The 15,227-nt window shown below is 68.0% G+C and carries 16 protein-coding genes and 2 tRNA genes; 13 read left to right on the top strand and 5 right to left on the bottom strand.

Annotation, left to right across the window (positions count from 1 at the left end):
• Window positions 1-29: 29 nt before the first annotated feature.
• The 7 genes from recF (at window position 30) to BLS25_RS03870 (ending at window position 7,120) form a co-directional block, all read left to right on the top strand.
• Complete coding sequence (gene recF, locus BLS25_RS03900; RefSeq protein WP_056225064.1) at window positions 30-1,184, top strand: DNA replication/repair protein RecF; 1,155 nt, start codon at window positions 30-32, stop codon at window positions 1,182-1,184.
• Window positions 1,177-1,665 carry a DciA family protein gene (locus BLS25_RS03895; protein WP_056225066.1) on the top strand — a complete coding sequence of 163 codons (489 nt, stop codon included), beginning with the start codon at window positions 1,177-1,179 and terminating at the stop codon, window positions 1,663-1,665. The genes recF and BLS25_RS03895 overlap by 8 nt, the downstream gene beginning before the upstream one ends.
• Before the next feature lie 119 nt (window positions 1,666-1,784).
• Window positions 1,785-3,818, top strand: a complete 2,034-nt coding sequence (gene gyrB, locus BLS25_RS03890; RefSeq protein WP_056225069.1) for a DNA topoisomerase (ATP-hydrolyzing) subunit B — start codon at window positions 1,785-1,787, stop codon at window positions 3,816-3,818.
• 47 nt (window positions 3,819-3,865) lie between these two features.
• The gene (gyrA, locus tag BLS25_RS03885) at window positions 3,866-6,496 is read left to right on the top strand and encodes a DNA gyrase subunit A (protein WP_056225072.1); all 2,631 of its coding nucleotides are present in this window, start codon (window positions 3,866-3,868) and stop codon (window positions 6,494-6,496) included.
• Entirely contained in the window at window positions 6,493-6,894 is a 402-nt protein-coding gene (locus BLS25_RS03880) for a DUF3566 domain-containing protein (protein ID WP_056225075.1), read from the top strand. Before gyrA ends, BLS25_RS03880 begins: the two co-directional genes overlap by 4 nt.
• 65 nt (window positions 6,895-6,959) lie before the next feature.
• Window positions 6,960-7,033: transfer RNA gene (locus BLS25_RS03875), tRNA-Ile, on the top strand.
• A 14-nt stretch (window positions 7,034-7,047) separates the two neighbouring features.
• Window positions 7,048-7,120, top strand: a tRNA-Ala gene (locus tag BLS25_RS03870).
• A gap of 57 nt (window positions 7,121-7,177) precedes the next feature.
• Here BLS25_RS03870 and BLS25_RS03865 read toward each other — a convergent pair.
• Window positions 7,178-8,440: an acyltransferase family protein gene (locus tag BLS25_RS03865; RefSeq protein WP_074694507.1), complete on the bottom strand. Its 1,263-nt coding sequence runs from the start codon at window positions 8,438-8,440 to the stop codon at window positions 7,178-7,180.
• 76 nt (window positions 8,441-8,516) lie between these two features.
• Here BLS25_RS03865 and BLS25_RS03860 point away from each other — a divergent pair, with 76 nt between their 5' ends.
• Window positions 8,517-8,948, top strand: coding sequence for an NUDIX hydrolase (locus BLS25_RS03860; protein WP_074694506.1), 432 nt, complete (start codon window positions 8,517-8,519; stop codon window positions 8,946-8,948).
• 3 nt (window positions 8,949-8,951) lie between these two features.
• Here the strand turns inward: BLS25_RS03860 and BLS25_RS03855 are convergent, their stop codons facing one another.
• The gene (locus BLS25_RS03855) at window positions 8,952-9,425 is read right to left on the bottom strand and encodes an aminoacyl-tRNA deacylase (protein WP_056228145.1); all 474 of its coding nucleotides are present in this window, start codon (window positions 9,423-9,425) and stop codon (window positions 8,952-8,954) included.
• Window positions 9,422-9,994, bottom strand: coding sequence for a hypothetical protein (locus BLS25_RS03850; RefSeq protein WP_056225083.1), 573 nt, complete (start codon window positions 9,992-9,994; stop codon window positions 9,422-9,424). Before BLS25_RS03850 ends, BLS25_RS03855 begins: the two co-directional genes overlap by 4 nt.
• A 100-nt stretch (window positions 9,995-10,094) precedes the next feature.
• Here BLS25_RS03850 and BLS25_RS03845 point away from each other — a divergent pair, with 100 nt between their 5' ends.
• The gene (locus BLS25_RS03845) at window positions 10,095-10,652 is read left to right on the top strand and encodes a peptidylprolyl isomerase (protein ID WP_056225086.1); all 558 of its coding nucleotides are present in this window, start codon (window positions 10,095-10,097) and stop codon (window positions 10,650-10,652) included.
• A gap of 18 nt (window positions 10,653-10,670) precedes the next feature.
• Window positions 10,671-11,597, top strand: a complete 927-nt coding sequence (locus tag BLS25_RS03840) for a rhomboid family intramembrane serine protease (RefSeq protein WP_074694505.1) — start codon at window positions 10,671-10,673, stop codon at window positions 11,595-11,597.
• A 51-nt stretch (window positions 11,598-11,648) separates the two neighbouring features.
• Here BLS25_RS03840 and BLS25_RS03835 read toward each other — a convergent pair whose 3' ends face one another.
• Window positions 11,649-11,888 (bottom strand): cell division protein CrgA, encoded by a 240-nt coding sequence (locus BLS25_RS03835; protein ID WP_074694504.1) that lies wholly within the window; start codon window positions 11,886-11,888, stop codon window positions 11,649-11,651.
• Between the two features lie 54 nt (window positions 11,889-11,942).
• Here BLS25_RS03835 and BLS25_RS03830 point away from each other — a divergent pair, with 54 nt between their 5' ends.
• The 3 genes from BLS25_RS03830 to BLS25_RS03825 are packed head-to-tail and all read left to right on the top strand — an operon-like array spanning window position 11,943 to window position 13,545.
• Window positions 11,943-12,737, top strand: coding sequence for a class E sortase (locus BLS25_RS03830; RefSeq protein ID WP_256335528.1), 795 nt, complete (start codon window positions 11,943-11,945; stop codon window positions 12,735-12,737).
• Window positions 12,737-12,892: a hypothetical protein gene (locus tag BLS25_RS16820; RefSeq protein ID WP_164481586.1), complete on the top strand. Its 156-nt coding sequence runs from the start codon at window positions 12,737-12,739 to the stop codon at window positions 12,890-12,892. The genes BLS25_RS03830 and BLS25_RS16820 overlap by 1 nt, the downstream gene beginning before the upstream one ends.
• A complete protein-coding gene (locus BLS25_RS03825; RefSeq protein WP_056225097.1) occupies window positions 12,889-13,545 on the top strand; it encodes an anthranilate synthase component II in 657 nt (218 codons plus the stop codon). The genes BLS25_RS16820 and BLS25_RS03825 overlap by 4 nt, the downstream gene beginning before the upstream one ends.
• Here BLS25_RS03825 and pknB read toward each other — a convergent pair.
• Window positions 13,517-15,217, bottom strand: coding sequence for a Stk1 family PASTA domain-containing Ser/Thr kinase (pknB, locus tag BLS25_RS03820; protein WP_074694503.1), 1,701 nt, complete (start codon window positions 15,215-15,217; stop codon window positions 13,517-13,519). The genes BLS25_RS03825 and pknB overlap by 29 nt on opposite strands.
• Between the last annotated feature and the right edge of the window lie 10 nt (window positions 15,218-15,227).

The following is a 15,227-nucleotide window of genomic DNA, read 5'->3' as shown; positions in this document are numbered from 1 at the left end:
GTGTCGGAGGTGGCGGGTAGTCTGACTCGGTGATCGTGGAGCAGCTGGGACTGAAGGACTTCCGCAATTACGCGGAAGCCGACGTCTCGCTCTCTCCGGGAGCGAACGTCTTCGTCGGTCGCAACGGTCAGGGCAAGACGAATCTCGTCGAAGCCGTCGCGTATCTGGCCACCCTCGGCTCGCACCGCGTCTCGAACGACGCGCCCCTCGTCAGAGACGGAACGGATGCCGCGATCGTGCGCGCGCGACTGGCCCACGGCGAGCGGAGCGTGCTCCTAGAGCTCCAACTCAATCGCCAGGGCGCCAACAAGGCACGGGTCAACGGCGTCAATGTGCGGACATCGGAGCTTCCCCGGTACGCGCAGGTGGTCCTGTTCGCGCCCGAAGACCTGCAGATCGTCCGGGGGGATCCCTCCGCTCGTCGTCGCTTCGCGGATCAGCTGATCGTGCAGCGCACCCCGCGCATGGCCGCCGTCCTCGGCGACTACGACCGGGTCCTGCGCCAGCGCAGCGCTCTGCTCAAATCGGCGCGCGCCCGCGGCCTCCGCGGCGACGCGCTCAGCACCCTCGACGTGTGGGACGACAAGCTGGTCACCCTCGGCACCGAGGTGATCGAGGCGCGGAGCGCGTTGGCATCCGATCTCTCCGATCCCGTCGCCCGGGCGTACGCCGCGATCGCCGGCGCCGATCACGAACCGCGCCTGTCGTGGGCGCTCTCGGTCGGCGGGGGCGACCCCGAAGAGGGCGACGCGGTCGATGGTGCGGGCTCGAGCGAGCCGCTGGCCGACCAGTTCCGCGCGGCCCTCGTCGCGAAGCGACCGGCCGAGCTCGAGCGCGGACTCACGCTGGTCGGACCCCACCGCGACGACCTCGTGCTGCGCGTGCGCGGCCTGCCGGTGAAGGGTTACGCCTCGCACGGCGAATCGTGGTCCGTCGCGCTCGCGCTGCGGTTGGCCTCGGCCGAGATCCTCCGCGCGGAGTCGCGGCTGGGGGACCCCGTCCTCATCCTCGACGACGTCTTCGCCGAGCTCGACGCCGGACGCCGGACGCGATTGGCGGAGCTCGCCGGCGGGTACGAGCAGGTCATCGTGACCGCCGCCGTCGAAGAAGATGTCCCCGACGGGCTGCGCGCCCATGTCGTGCGCGTCGACGCCGGGCGCATTCGGGACATCGACGATGAATGACGACGCGGAGATCCCCGAGACCATGTCGACGTATCTGCGTCTGCGCGGTCTCGAGCCGTCGCCGTATCGCAAGAAGAAGCGTCGGCGCCGCGCCGACGACGGCGAGAACGCCCCGTTCACCCCGGGGCGGGACCCGCGCGGGTTGGGCGATGTGCTGTCCTCGCTCACCAAGTCCGCTGGATGGGACCCCCAGCTCTCGCGTGAGGACCTCGTGCGCACGTGGGACGAAGTCGCCGGAGCCGACACCGCGGCGCACACACGTCCCGTCGCCCTGGACGGCGGAACCCTCACCGTCCAGGCCGATTCCACGGCGTGGGCCAAGCAACTGCAGTTCATGCGCGCGCAGATCCTCTCGGAGATCCTCCGCCGCTTCCCCGATGCCGGTGTCGAGGCGATCCGGTTCGTGGGCCCCGACGTCCCCTCTTGGAAATGGGGGCCCAGAGCCGTTCCAGGCCGCGGTCCGCGCGATACCTACGGCTGAGCCATGGTCGATCCCGGCTTGACGTGATTTATCCCCGCATTGGGGCGTACAAGCCATTTCGAAGGCCCTTCCGCGATAGGATGGAGGTTCCGACGAACCGATCTGGAGCGCGCGTACCCATGACGTCCGAAAACCCCGACAGCGTTTCCGAGGAACCCGAAGCGACCAGCAAGAAGGTTCCCAACGAGTACGGGGCAGACGCCATCCAGGTGCTCGAAGGTCTCGAGGCGGTCCGCAAGCGACCGGGCATGTACATCGGCTCCACCGGTGAGCGCGGCCTGCACCACCTCGTGCAGGAGATCGTCGACAACTCCGTCGACGAGGCCCTCGCCGGCTACTGCGACACCATCGAGGTGACGATCCTGAGCGATGGCGCCGTGCGCGTGGTCGACAACGGTCGCGGCATCCCGGTTGACATGCACCGCACCGAGGGCAAGTCGACCGTCGAGGTCGTCCTCACCGTCCTGCACGCCGGCGGCAAGTTCGGCGGCGGGGGCTACGCGGTCTCGGGCGGTCTGCACGGTGTCGGCTCGTCCGTCGTCAACGCCCTCTCGACGCGCCTCGAGGTCGAGGTCAAGCGTCAGGGTCACGTGTGGCGTCAGTCGTTCCGCGACGGCGGCGTGCCCCTCGCTCCCCTCGCGCAGGGCGAAGAGAGCGACGCGACCGGCACGACGATCACCTTCTGGCCGGATGCCACGATCTTCGACACCATCGACTTCGACTACGACACGCTGCGCACGCGTTTCCAGCAGATGGCCTTCCTCAACAAGGGCCTGCGCATCAGCCTGCGCGACGAGCGCCCCCAGTCGCTGATCACCGAGGGCGAGCCGGGTGAAGAGGTCACCGACGCCCGCCACGACACGTTCCTCTACGAGCGCGGCCTCGTCGACTACGTCGAGCACCTCAACCGCGTGCGCAAGGCCGACGTGGTCAACGACGAGATCATCGAGGTCGAGTCCGAGGACACCGAGCGCAAGATCGCGCTCGAGCTGGCCATGCAGTGGACGACGGCGTACACCGAGAACGTCTTCACCTACGCGAACACCATCAACACCCACGAGGGTGGAACGCACGAAGAGGGCTTCCGCGCCGCGCTGACGACTCTCGTCAACCGCTACGCGCGCGCGAACAACCTACTCAAAGAGAAAGACGACAACCTCACCGGTGACGACATCCGCGAGGGTCTCACCGCCGTCATCTCGGTGAAGCTGTCGGAGCCGCAGTTCGAGGGCCAGACCAAGACCAAGCTCGGCAACACCGAGGCCCGCGCCTACGTGCAGAAGGTCGTCGGCGACAAGCTCGGCGACTGGTTCGACCGCAACCCGGCGCAGGCGAAGAACATCATCCGCAAGGCGATCGACGCCGCCACGGCTCGTCTCGCCGCCCGCAAGGCGCGCGAGACCGCTCGTCGCAAGAGCGTCTTCGAGTCGGCCGCGATGCCCGACAAGCTCAAGGACTGCACCTCGAAGGACCCCTCGATCAGCGAGATCTTCCTCGTCGAGGGTGACTCGGCCGGCGGCTCGGCCGTGCAGGGTCGCGACCCGCACACGCAGGCGATCCTGGCGTTGCGCGGCAAGATCCTCAACGTCGAGCGCGCGCGCCTCGACCGCGCACTGGGCAACAAAGAAGTGCAGGCGATGATCCAGGCCTTCGGCACGGGTATCGGCGAAGACTTCGACATGGCCAAGGCCCGGTACCACAAGATCGTGCTCATGGCCGATGCCGACGTCGACGGCCAGCACATCACCACGCTGCTGCTGACCCTGCTCTTCCGCTACATGCGCGGACTCATCGAGGCGGGCTTCGTCTACCTCGCGCAGCCCCCGCTGTACCGCCTGAAGTGGTCGAACCACCCGCACGAGTACGCGTACAGCGACCGCGAGCGCGACGCGATGCTCGTCGACGGTCAGGCCTCCGGACGCCGCATCCCCAAGGACAACGGCATCCAGCGCTACAAGGGTCTCGGCGAGATGAACGACCACGAGCTGTGGGAGACCACGATGGACCCCGAGACCCGCACGCTGAAGCAGGTCACCATCGACGACGCCGCCTCGGCCGACGAGATCTTCTCGGTGCTCATGGGAGAAGACGTCGAGTCGCGTCGCAGCTTCATCCAGCGCAACGCCAAAGACGTCCGCTTCCTCGACATCTGATCCGCACGACAGATCTCGCTCCGACGTATTCACGAAACTGAGAAGACATGGCTGACGACACCACTCCCGGGCCCGCCGACGCGCGCGAAGAAGGCGCTCACAACCACGGCAAGATCGACCAGGTCGACCTGCAGCTCGAGATGCAGCGGAGCTACCTCGACTACGCGATGAGCGTCATCGTCGGGCGCGCCCTGCCCGACGTCCGCGACGGCCTCAAGCCCGTGCACCGCCGTGTGATCTACGGCATGTACGACGGCGGCTTCCGCCCTGACAAGTCGTTCTCGAAGTGCGCCCGCGTCGTCGGCGAGGTCATGGGGCACTACCACCCGCACGGTGACGCCCCCATCTACGACGCCCTCGTGCGTCTCGTGCAGCCGTGGTCGCTGCGCTACCCGCTGGCGCTCGGCCAGGGCAACTTCGGCTCACCCGGCAACCAGGGCGCGGCCGCCCCGCGTTACACCGAGACCAAGATGGCCCCCCTCGCGCTCGAGATGGTGCGCGACATCGAAGAAGAGACCGTCGACTTCGAGGACAACTACGACGGCCAAACGCAGGAGCCCACGGTCCTGCCGGCGCGCTTCCCGAACCTGCTGGTCAACGGCTCGGTCGGCATCGCCGTCGGTATGGCCACGAACATCCCGCCGCACAACCTGCGCGAGGTGGCGGCCGGTGCCCTCTGGGCCCTCGAGAACCCGGATGCCACGCGCGAGGAACTGCTCGAGGCGCTCATGGAGCGCATCCCCGGCCCCGACTTCCCCACGCACGCCCAGATCCTCGGTACTCGTGGCATCAAGGACGCGTACCGCACCGGGCGCGGTTCGATCACGATGCGCGCCGTGGTCAACATCGAAGAGATCCAGGGCCGCACGTGCCTCGTGATCACCGAGCTGCCATACCAGGTCAACCCCGACAACGTCGCCGTCAAGATCGGCGACCTCGCCCGCGAGGGCAAGATCACGGGCGTCGCCGACATCCGCGACGAGAGCTCGGGTCGTACCGGCCAGCGCCTCGTCGTCGTGCTCAAGCGCGATGCGGTCGCGAAGGTCGTGCTGAACAACCTCTACAAGCACACCCAGCTGCAGGAGAACTTCGGCGCCAACATGCTGGCGATCGTCGACGGCGTGCCGCGCACGCTCTCGCTCGACGGCTTCATCAGCCTGTGGATCGACCACCAGGTCGAGGTCATCGTCCGCCGCACGCGTTACCGCCTGCGCAAGGCCGAAGAGCGCATGCACATCCTGCGCGGCTACCTCAAGGCGCTCGACGCGCTCGACGAGGTCATCGCGCTCATCCGTCGCTCGCCGACTGCTCAGGATGCCAACGAGGGGCTGCAGAAGCTCCTCGACATCGACGACATCCAGGCGCAGGCGATCCTCGACATGCAGCTGCGTCGTCTCGCCGCCCTCGAGCGCCAGAAGATCGTCGACGAGGCGACCGAGCTCGAAGCCCGCATCGCGGACTACAACGACATCCTCGCCACTCCCTCCCGCCAGCGCACCATCATCCGCGACGAGCTCACGGCGATCGTCGATCGCTTCGGCGACGACCGTCGCACCGAGATCCTGCACGGGTTCGACGGCGACGTCTCGATCGAAGACCTCATCGCCGAAGAAGAGATGGTCGTCACCGTCACCCGCGACGGCTACATCAAGCGCACGCGCAGCGACAACTACCGCTCGCAGCACCGCGGCGGCAAGGGCGTGAAGGGTGCGCAGCTGCGCGCCGACGACGTGGTCGAGCACTTCTTCGTCACCACGACCCACCACTGGCTGCTGTTCTTCACGAACAAAGGCCGCGTGTACCGCTCCAAGGCGTACGAGGTCCCCGAGGCCGGGCGCGATGCGAAGGGCCAGCACGTCGCGAACCTGCTCGCGCTGCAGCCCGACGAAGAGATCGCGCAGATCCTCGACATCCGCGACTACAGCGTCGCCACGTACCTCGTGCTCGCCACCCGCAACGGTCTGGTCAAGAAGACCCGTCTCGACGAGTACGACACGAACCGCCAGGGCGGCGTCATCGCCATCAAGCTCCGCGGCCAGGTCGCGGACGACACCGACGACGCCGAGCAGGGCGGTGCCGACGAGCTGGTCAGCGCAATGCTGGTCGACGAGGGCGACGACATCCTCCTGATCAGCCGCCTGGGGCAGTCGCTGCGCTTCTCCGCCACCGACAGCGCGTTGCGCCCCATGGGCCGGTCGACGTCGGGCGTGAAGGGCATGGACTTCCGTGAGGGCGACAGCCTGCTCTCGGCATCCGTCGCCAAGGACGACGAGTTCGTGTTCGTCGTGACCGAGGGAGGCTATGCCAAGCGCACCGCCGTCACCGAATACCGGATGCAGAATCGCGGCGGTCTGGGCATCAAGGTGGCCCGTCTGACCGACGACCGCGGCGTGCTCGCGGGCGGAATGATGGTGTCGGAGGGCGACGAGGTCCTCGTGGTTCTTGCCAGCGGCAAGGTGGTACGCTCTGCCGTGGCCGAGGTCCCCGCCAAGGGGCGCGACACCATGGGTGTCGTGTTCGCACGAGCCGGAGGTGATGACAGGATCATCGCCATCGCTCGCAACGCAGAGCGGAACCTGACCGAGACGACGGAGACGATCACGGAGCCCACCGCTTCTTCCGCGGATGAGGCCGACGCCTCCTCTTCCGAGACCCCCGAGGAAAGTACTGACGCATGAGCACGGTAGCCGACAAGCTCGCCAAGAAGTCGACTCACAAGACCCCCGCCAAGCAGGTCCGCCTGCGTCTGGTGTACATCGACTTCTGGTCGGCGGTGAAGCTGTCGTTCCTGGCGGCGGTCGCTCTGGCCATCGTCACCGTCGTGTCGTACTTCCTCATCTACCTCGTCGTCTCGGCGACGCTGCTGACGAAGCTCGATGAGTTCTTCACGAGCTTCACCGACGGTGGGGCGACCCTGTCGCAGTACGTGGGCCTGCCGCAGGTGATGGCGTTCGCCGCCATCGTCGCCATCCTCAACCTCGTCATCGTCACCGTGCTCGGCGCCGTGATGGCGGGTATCTACAACCTGGCGGTGAAGGTCACCGGTGGCCTTCTCGTCGGGTTCACCTCGAACTGACGCCGATTCGTCAAAACCTCGCGAGTCCGGTAAAGTCTTCGAGGTTGACATCACGTCAGCGAGACGGGGCTATAGCTCAGGCGGTTAGAGCGCTTCACTGATAATGAAGAGGTCCCAGGTTCAAGTCCTGGTAGCCCCACCCCTTTCCCTCGCGGGGCCTTAGCTCAGCTGGTAGAGCGCCTGCTTTGCAAGCAGGATGTCAGGAGTTCGAATCTCCTAGGCTCCACATTCGAGAACGAAGAGCCGGTCCCTCAGGACCGGCTCTTCGCCTTTTCCCCGTGGATCACCCCGCGGCGCGTCGTCGCCCCGCACGGAGAAGAATCACCGATACCGCGGAGAGCACGGCTCCCGATACCGCCAGCACCGTGTTCATGCCCTCCAGCGTGACGGCGAACGGCGGGAGGAACGCACACACCCACGCGATCGCGAGCACCACAGCGCCCGGAGGCGGGGGCAGCTCGCCCAGTGCCTCGAACCGCACCAGGACCAGCGAGAGCAGCCACAGCACCACGGCCGTCGCGGCGAAGACGAGCGGGCGGGTCGCCCACCACTCCGGGCTCGCCGGGGTCGGCGCAGCACCGGGGATCAGCAGCGCGACACCCGAGACGATGAGGATGACGGGCAGGTGCCACAGGTACACCGTCATCAGCCGGGAGCCGATCACGAACACGACCGCCTGGGCGGCCTTCGTGCGCATCAGGGCGGTGAGAAGGGGCTTGGCCAGACGCAGCAGGCAGGCCTGCGCGAGCCCGAACAGCACGAGCGGGAGCGTCGGCGGGTTGAGGTTGGCGAGCATGTTGTTCGAGTAGGGCCCCCAGATCACGACGGCACCGACGACGAGGTAACTGCCGGCCGCGAGACCGAGAAGAGACAGCGACGAACGGTGGTCGAACCATCCGTCGCGGTACCAGTAGCCCAGCTGCTGGATCAGGGGCCAGACGAACAACAGGTTCACGTACCCCAGCTCTTGGACCCCCGAGGCGAAGCGCAGCGCGTCGACCGCGATCACCGCGACCAGAAGCATCGCGACCGTGCGGCGGGGCGCGACCTCGTGCCAGTGCGTCGTGAGCGGAACCACGGCCTGGCAGAGCAGGTACGCCGCGAGGAACCACAGCGGCATCCCCACTCCCACCACCGCGGCATCGACGAGCGACGGATCCACTCCGACGAGGGCGGCGACCACGAGGACGGCCGCGACGACGAGGAACAGCGGAAGCGCCGGTTGCGCGAGTCGCAGAGCGCGGGAGCGAATGAAGCCGCGCGCGTCGCCACCCCGACTCGTCCACGTCGCCCAGCCGGCGGCCGAGGCGAAACCGCCCACGACGAAGAAGAGCGGCATGATCTGCCCGAACCAGGTCGCGGTGTCGAACCACGGCTGTATCTCGGCGGGTCGCGAGGTCACGATGGCGCCGTCGGGACCCCGACCGACGCCCACCTGGAGCAGGTGCACGACGACCACGAAGCACACGGCCGTGACGCGGGCGAGATCCAGTGTGAGGTCGCGGCGCGAGACGTCGGGCGTCGACGGAGAGAGCTCAGTGCGCATGGGACCATCGTGGCGCGACCCGGACGTCCGTCGTCAACTCCGACACGCGGGTGAAACCCGTCGCTAGAGTTCGGTCATGGACATGCGCGTGGCCGCGTACGCCGTCGTGACCGACGCGGACGACCGCGTGCTGCTCGCCCACTGGATCGACGGACGACGGGGAGCGTGGACCCTGCCGGGCGGCGGCCTCGAGGACGGTGAAGACCCCGCCCAGGCGGTGCGCCGGGAGGTGCGCGAGGAGACGGGGTTTCGTGTCGTGGTCGACGAGCTGCTCGGCATCCATTCTCGAGTCATCCCCGCCGAGGCGCGGCTCGCCGACGGCGCCACAGGCCCTCTGCACGCGCTCCGGATCGTCTACCGGGCTCGCGTCGTGGGCGGTCGCCTGCGGTTCGAGAAGGACGGTTCGACCGATCGCGCGGAGTGGTTCACCCTCGCCGCGACCCGCAAGCTCCGGCGGGTTCAGCTCGTCGACGTGGCTCTGCGGATGGCCGGCATCCTCGGCTCGTGAGCCTCAGGCGCGTTCGGCGGTGATGTCGGCGACCGTCGCGCCGTAGGCGGCGATCAGATCGTCCGCGTCGACGAACAAGCTGTATCCGTGCGCTCCCGCGCCCATGGCGATCCGCGACCCGACGATGCGTTCGTCGGCGTACACGGGCCAGTCGGTCGAGCTGCCGATCGGAACGATGGTGCCCCGTTCATAACCCGTCGCGGCGAGGGCCAGCTCGGGCTCGGGCAGGCGCAGCTTGTTCACGCCGACCACCGCGCGCAGCTTCGGCCACGAGATGGCGCGATCGCCCGGGACCAGCGCGAACAGATAGGTGTCGTCCGAACGCTTGACGACCAGCGTCTTCACGATCGAGGCAGAGGGGATGCCGAGCGACTCGGCCGCCTCGTCGAGGCTCGACGCCGCGGGACGCTCGCGCACATCGACGGAGAGGCCGCGCTCTCGCGCGGCCTCTCTGACTCTGATGGTGGGATCGCTCACGCGTCCGGCGCGCGCAGCGGGTCGTCCGCCACCCACAGCTCGTCGTCGGCGCGCAGCGTCTGCCACGCGGCGTACGCGACGCCGGCAGCGGCGACCACGCCCAGGATGATGGCGATGACGCCGCCGGCGCCGATGCCGTCGTGCTGCGAGGGAAGCTTTTTGGCGAGACGCTTCGACGCCTGCTTGCCGTACTTCTCGGCACGCTTGGCGTACTTGTGGGTGTCGAGCTCGAAGCCGCGACCCTTGGCGAGACGGTCGCGGGTGTCGCCCGCGGCGTCCCACACCGACATCGCTCCGCCGACCACGGCACCGGCCGCGGGGACCACCTTGTGGCTGAGGAAGCGGTTGCTGTACTTCACGCTCTTGTCGACGTACGGAGCGGCGTACTTGTTGTACCCGTCCTGCACGGCGGGGACGAGGTCTTCGCGGCTGAAGCGACCGAGCTGGTGGCCGGCTTCACGAGCGACCTTCCCGCTCTCGCCCAGCAGCACCTGCTGCGACTCCCACACCTTCGCGGCGTGCTTCTGGAGCTTGCGCAGTTCCTTCTTGCTCTTGCGGCTGAGGCCCACGGCTCATCCTCCCTGTCGATGGGATGTACGTTCGTTCATCTTGCCAGAACGGGTCGCTGACGCCGCCGACCCTTGCAGATAACTCTGAGAGAATGTACTCATGGCCAACCACACCGCCGTCGCGACCCTGCACACCAACCACGGCGACATCGTCGTCAACCTGTTCGGAGACCACGCTCCGCGTACCGTCCGTAACTTCGTCGGGCTCTCCGACGGAACCCAGGAGTGGACGAACCCGGCTACGGGCGCCAAGGGTGAGGGTCCTCTGTACAAGGACGTCATCTTCCACCGCATCATCCCCAACTTCATGATCCAGGGCGGCGACCCCCTCGGTCAGGGCATCGGTGGCCCCGGATACAACTTCAACGACGAGATCAGCCCCGAGCTCGACTTCACCCAGCCCTACAAGCTGGCCATGGCCAACGCCGGTCTGCGCCGCAACGCCATCACCGGCCAGGCCGAGGGCACCAACGGCTCGCAGTTCTTCATCACGACCGACCCGACCCCGTGGCTCCAGGGCAAGCACACGATCTTCGGCGAGGTCGCCGACGACGCGTCCAAGGCCGTCGTCGACAAGATCGCCTCCGTCCCCACCGCCGCGGGCGACCGTCCGATCGAGCCCGTCGTGCTCCAGTCGGTCGACGTCGTCTCGGTCTGACCTCTCAGGCGGCGGCGGGTGTCCACGACTGAGGAGTTCCGTCGCAACAGCGACAACTTCTGTTACCGGCATCCCGACCGGCAGAGCTTCGTGCTGTGCCAGCGGTGCATGCGCACCGTGTGTTCGGAGTGCCGCACACCCGCCGCCGTCGGCGTCATCTGCCCGGAGTGCATGGCGCAGCAACGCGCCGCGCAGACCCCCGCGCAGAAGAAGGCTCAGCGCCGCTGGGCCTCTCGGCCCATGTCGGTCGTGTCGTCCGGCCGACCGCAGATGACCCTCGGCATCATCGCCGTCACGGGCCTGGTCTACATCATCGGGCTCATCCCGGGCGTGGGCGGCGTCGTGTCGAACCTGCTCGCGTTCAACAGCCTCTACGTGCTGCCGCAGGCCGGTTTCATCGAGCCGTGGCGCCTGTTCACCGTGGCCCTCGTCCACAGCGGGTTCTTCCACGTGGGCCTGAACATGCTCGCGCTCTGGTTCATCGGGCGCAGCCTCGAGCCGCTCCTCGGTCGCGCGCGGTTCCTGGCGCTCTACCTGATCGGTGCCCTCGGCGGCTCGGTCGCCGTCGCGCTCCTCGCCCCCGGGGTGTGGACCGTGGGAGCGTCCGGCGCGATCTTCGCGCTCTTCGGTGCCCTGCTCGTGATCGGACGCCACATCGGCGCGGACATCCGCGTCATCGCCGTGCTGATCACCATCAACTTCGCGTGGCCGTTCGCGATCGCCGGCATCAACGCGATCGGGTCGGGCGACTTCGCCGGCTCGCTCGCCGCGGTGGGGATCTCGTGGCAGGCGCACCTGGGCGGACTGATCACCGGCGCCGGCGTCGGACTGATCTACGCGCGAACGCGCGCAGCGACGCAGAAGCGGGTACAGATCGTCCTGCTCGTCGTTCTCAGCGTGCTCCTGATCGCACTGCTCGCGATCCCTGCTGTGTTCTACGTCTGAGAGTTATCCACAGCCCCATCCACAGGTGGGGATGAATTACACGTGTGTAAGTCAGCGCCACTTCGTGGTCATGAGGAACCCGATGAACGCGATGCCGAAGCCGATCACGAGGTTCCACGGACCGATGCCGGGGATCGGGAACTGCGAGTTGCTGAGATAGAACACCAACACCCACACGAGGCCGATGAGCATGAGGCCGATCATGATGGGCAGGAACCACACCGGGTTCGGAGCCGATCCGCCTTCGTTGCGCTCAGCGATCGGGTCTTCGCCTTTGCCAGTTCGAGCCATGCCGGACAGTCTAACGGTCAGGTGCGCGTGGTCCCGCGGAACTAGACTGCCCCCGTGCAGACCATCGACCAGCCGCAGACCCGCCGGGGATCACGGCGCGGTCGCGCTCCGCGCCGGCGGGTGTCCGTGATCGGGGTCATCGGTGATCTGCTGGTCACCGCGGGCGTTCTCGTCCTGCTCTTCGTCGTCTGGCAGCTCTGGATCGGCGACGCCATCATCGGCGCGCAGTTCAAGGATCAGGGCAGAGAGATCAGCGAGCAGTGGGCCACCAATCCGCCGCCGTCGGCGCCCCTGCCCACGACGACCGCTCCCGCTCAACCGGCAGCACCCCCCACGGCCGACCCGCCCGCCCTCGAGCAATCGAAAGACGCGCAGATCTTCGGCGTCGTCTACATCCCGCGCCTCGGCCCTGATTACCACTTCCCGGTCGCCGGGGGAGTCAGCTCGTCCCGCACCCTCGATCCGATCGGTCTCGGTCACTACCCCGACTCCGCCATGCCCGGGCAGGTGGGCAATTTCGCCATCGCCGGCCACCGCGGCAGCCACGGGGCGCCGTTCGCGGACCTGCCGTCGTTGCGCATCGGCGATGCCATTGTCGTCGAGACCGAGGGCGGGTGGTACACCTACCGGTTCCGCAACATCGAATACGTGCGTCCCGACGGCGTGAACGTCCTGCTGCCGACACCCCAGCAGCCGCAGATCGAGGCGACGGACCGCGTCATCACGATGACCACCTGCAGCCCGCGCTACGGCTTCTCGGAGAGAGCGATCGGCTACGGCGTGTTCGAGTCCTTCACCCCGCGGACCGACGCCGGTCCGCCGACGTCTCTGACCTCTGGAGCAGCCTGATGTACGGAGCCCTGTGGCGCGTCCTCCCCGGTCCGTGGTGGGTGCGTCTGCTGATCGTCCTGGTGCTGCTCGCGGCCGTTCTGTACGGCCTCTTCTTCTACGTCTTCCCCTGGGTGAGCGACCTCGTCTATCCCCAGGAGGTCACGGTCGAGTGAGTCCCTGGCGCGTCGTCGTCGTCGACAATCGCGACAGCTTCGTCCACACCCTCGCCGGCTACGTCCGAGACCTCGGGGCCGAGACCATCATGATAGCGGCGGACGATCCCGGGCTGCCGGATCTCGCCGTGCGTGACGCACAGGCGATCCTCGTCTCACCCGGCCCCGGTCACCCCGACGACGCCGGGCACTCGGTCGCCGTGGTGCACGCGGCGCTGGGTGCCGGCATCCCTCTTCTGGGGGTCTGTCTCGGACATCAGGCCATCGCGACGGCGTTCGGCGGACGCGTCGGGCATGCGCCGGAACTGCTGCACGGGATCACGAGCGTCATCCGGCACGGGGGAGACGGGGTGTTCGCCGATCTTCCCGACGCCTTCGTCGCCACCCGCTACCACTCGCTCTCCGTCGACGCGGAGTCGCTCCCGGCGGAGCTGGAGGTGACGGCGCGGACCGACGCAGGAGTGGTGATGGGCCTCCGGCACCGGACCGCGTCGATCGAGGGCGTGCAATTCCACCCCGAGAGCGTGCTGACCGAGGGCGGACATGTGCTGCTCGGCCGCTGGCTCGAGAACGCCGGACTTTCGGGCGCCGCTGTACGCGGCTCCCGACTTCACCCGCGCGGGGTCAGGCGCCCGAACACACCGTCAGCGTGATCTCGCTGTGCACCGGGACCTCACCCGGGGCGAGAGACTGCGTCTTGACCGTCGGGGGCGTCGCGGCCTTGCAGCCGGGATCCTGTTGCGTCTTGACCGTCAACTGCTTCGCGTCGGACTCCAGCTCGCGCTGGGCCGCCTCGAGGGTGTAGCCGGTGTAGTCGACGATGACCACCTGTCCGCTGGCGACCACGAGGTTCACCGTGGTGCCCTTCGCGACCTCGGCGCCCGACTCGACGCTCGAGGAGATGATCGTTCCGGCGGCGAGAGCGGGATCGTCCTGGCGGCGGATCGAGCCGACCGACAGTCCCGCGTTCTGCAGCGCTGCCCGCGCCTCGCTCTCGGTGATCCCGTCGAGGGTTGGAACCGTGGCCGTATCGGGTCCGGTCGAGACGTAGACCGTGATCCTCTGCCCGGCGGTGACGTTCGTCCCGGCCTCGGGGACCGTGCTCACGACATTTCCGGCGGCGACCTTCTCGTCGGACTCGTTCACGCGACTGGTGGTCAGCTGCTGGCCCTCGAGGGTCTCGACCGCGCGGTCGTACGACATGTCGACGACGTTGGGGACCGTGTACGCGCTGGTGGGCACGTCGTTGCTCGGCTGGATCTGCATGACCCAGATGAGGACGGCCACGAGGAGCACGGCGAGCACGGTGACGCCCGCCCAGATCCAGGCCACCGGGGGGCCGGGCTGCGTGCGGCGCATCGTGGTGTCGGTGCTGAGCTGCCGCAGCGAACGCGCGGTCTCAGCCGCTTGACGCGGGTTCGGGCCGTACAGTTCGTTCGACAGCGCCGACATCTGGCGCTTGGTGGGGCCCTTGCCGTCGACGGTTTCGTCGAGGGCTTCGCGGAAGCTCGCGGCGTCCTGCGGGCGCTGGAACGGGTCCTTCGCGAGGGCGCGGAGGACGATGGCGTCGAGCGCGCGAGGGACCGTCTCGACGATCTCGCTGGGCGGGACCGGGGCCTCGCTGACGTGCTGGTAGGCGACGGCCACGGGGGTGTCGCCGCGGAACGGGGGTCGACCCGTGAGGAGCTCGTACAGCACGACGCCGGTGGAGTAGAGGTCGGCGCGGGCGTCGACGGACTCGCCTTTGGCCTGCTCGGGCGAGAAGTATGCCGCCGTGCCGACGATGGCCGTGGTCTCGGCGACCGTGGACGAGGAGTCGGACACCGCGCGGGCGATACCGAAGTCCATCACCTTGACGCGTCCGGAGTCGGTGATCATCACGTTTCCGGGCTTGATGTCGCGGTGCACGACGCCGGCACGGTGCGAGTACTCCAGAGCCTCCAGGATGCCGTCGACGTACCGCAGCGCGTCATCGGTGGGCACGGGTCCCTCGGCGATGACGTCCTTGAGCAGACGGCCGTGCACGAGTTCCATGACAATGTACGGAACCGGGCGCTCGTGGCCGTCGACGCCCGTCTCGACGTCCTCACCCGCGTCGAAAACCCGCACGATCGTGGGGTGGGCCATGCGCGAGGCCGCCTGCGCCTCGAGCCTGAACCGCGTGCGGAAAGCGGCGTCGCCCGCCAGATCGGCCTTCAGGACCTTGATCGCGACCGTGCGCCCGAGCGTCTGGTCGTACCCGCGATAGACGCTGGCCATGCCGCCGCGACCGATCAGGTCGTCGACGCGGTAGCGCCCGGAAAGGACGCGCGTCTCAGTGGTCACGGGTGGAGCT

This window comes from Microbacterium testaceum StLB037, assembly GCF_900104345.1.
GTDB lineage: Bacteria > Actinomycetota > Actinomycetes > Actinomycetales > Microbacteriaceae > Microbacterium > Microbacterium testaceum_A.
Note: the sequence above shows the minus strand (reverse complement) of the source record. Positions and strands in the feature narration are given on the sequence as shown.

What these genes read in the sequence shown, in the direction of transcription:
- BLS25_RS03895 (WP_056225066.1), top strand. Translation starts at nt 1,177, where the DNA reads ATGAATGACGACGCGGAGATCCCCGAGACCATGTCGACGTATCTGCGT.
- gyrB (WP_056225069.1), top strand. Translation starts at nt 1,785, where the DNA reads ATGACGTCCGAAAACCCCGACAGCGTTTCCGAGGAACCCGAAGCGACC.
- gyrA (WP_056225072.1), top strand. Translation starts at nt 3,866, where the DNA reads ATGGCTGACGACACCACTCCCGGGCCCGCCGACGCGCGCGAAGAAGGC.
- BLS25_RS03880 (WP_056225075.1), top strand. Translation starts at nt 6,493, where the DNA reads ATGAGCACGGTAGCCGACAAGCTCGCCAAGAAGTCGACTCACAAGACC.
- BLS25_RS03865 (WP_074694507.1), bottom strand. Translation starts at nt 8,440, where the DNA reads ATGCGCACTGAGCTCTCTCCGTCGACGCCCGACGTCTCGCGCCGCGAC.
- BLS25_RS03860 (WP_074694506.1), top strand. Translation starts at nt 8,517, where the DNA reads ATGGACATGCGCGTGGCCGCGTACGCCGTCGTGACCGACGCGGACGAC.
- BLS25_RS03845 (WP_056225086.1), top strand. Translation starts at nt 10,095, where the DNA reads ATGGCCAACCACACCGCCGTCGCGACCCTGCACACCAACCACGGCGAC.
- BLS25_RS03835 (WP_074694504.1), bottom strand. Translation starts at nt 11,888, where the DNA reads ATGGCTCGAACTGGCAAAGGCGAAGACCCGATCGCTGAGCGCAACGAA.
- BLS25_RS16820 (WP_164481586.1), top strand. Translation starts at nt 12,737, where the DNA reads ATGTACGGAGCCCTGTGGCGCGTCCTCCCCGGTCCGTGGTGGGTGCGT.